This is a genomic window from Streptomyces sp. NPDC059443 (assembly GCF_042750105.1).
In the GTDB taxonomy this organism is placed as follows: domain Bacteria; phylum Actinomycetota; class Actinomycetes; order Streptomycetales; family Streptomycetaceae; genus Streptomyces.
The window spans coordinates 19,259-20,434 of sequence record NZ_JBHYVM010000016.1 but is presented as its reverse complement, the minus strand read 5'-3'; the positions used below and the strand labels follow the sequence as shown (position 1 = coordinate 20,434).

Below are 1,176 nucleotides of genomic sequence, written 5' to 3'. Positions count from 1 at the left end.
TCCCGCGCGGCCGTCGCGTGGTCCTCGCCCCCGCTCGGTCTCATCTTTTTTTCTATGGTCCGCCGCGGCCCCCCGCCCCCCCCCCCCCCCCCCGCCCCCCGCCGGGCTTTACGGCCCGGCACCGATCTTCCGGCGCACCAGGCGGGGGAGCCTGTGCGGCCTGTGCGCCGGCCGAGCGTGCGCGCGCGTGCGCGTGCACCACGCACACCAGGGGACGAAGTACAGATGCGACGACAGGTACAGGTCACCAGCAGGAAGACCTTGATCACCATGGCGGCCGCGGGGGGTCTGCTCGCGATCGGCGGGGGCTACGCACACGCGGACTCCGCGGCCTCCGGCCACACCGCGCACTCACCGGGCCTGCTGTCCGGGAACACCGTTCAGGCACCCGTGGAAGCGCCGGTGAACGCCTGCGGGAACACGGTGACGGTGGTGGGGGCCCTCAACCCGGCCTTCGGCAACCGCTGCGCGAACGTCTCGGGCCGACCGGGCCACCCGGAGCACCCGGACAACCCGGACGAGCCGTGCGACGACGACCACCCGGACCACCCCGGCCACCCGGAGCACCCCGGCGGACCGGGGGACCACGGCGGACCCGGGGACCACGGGAACCCGGGGGGTCCGGGCGATCACGGGACTCCGGGTGACCACGGGAACCCTGGAGGGCCGGGCGACCACGGGAACCCCGGCGGTCCGGGGGACCAGGGGAACCCTGGAACTCCAGGTGACCACGGAACCCCGGGTGACCACGGAACCCCGGGTGACCACGGAACCCCGGGTGACCACGGGACTCCGGGCGACCACGGGAACCCCGGCGGCCCCGGTGCGCCGGGCAACCCGGGCGGGAATCCGGGGAACCCCGGTACCCCCGGCACCGGGCAGCCCGGAACACCCACCGGCCCCGGCACGGGCACCGGCACGGGCTCAGGCCCCGGTACGGGCTCGGTGACCCCGGTCACGCACCCCGCCCAGGGGACCGCCACCGGTACGGGTTCAACCCCGGCCGGGGGACTGGCCGCGACCGGCGCCGGTGACGTCCTCACCGCCGGAGTGCCCCTGGCCGCAGGCATGCTGCTGGCGGGCGCCGTGCTCTACCGCCGGGCGCGCGACGCCGCCTGACGGCTGCTCACCCGGAAGCCCCCCGGGGGGGGGGGGGGGGGCCGCCCGCGCGCCCCC

The 1,176-nt window shown here is 77.0% G+C and carries 1 protein-coding gene; it reads left to right on the top strand.

What is annotated here, in order from left to right:
• Positions 1 to 225: 225 nt before the first annotated feature.
• Positions 226 to 1,119 (top strand): chaplin family protein, encoded by an 894-nt coding sequence (locus ACFXDJ_RS17455; protein ID WP_384849453.1) that lies wholly within the window; start codon positions 226 to 228, stop codon positions 1,117 to 1,119.
• Positions 1,120 to 1,176 lie beyond the last annotated feature (57 nt).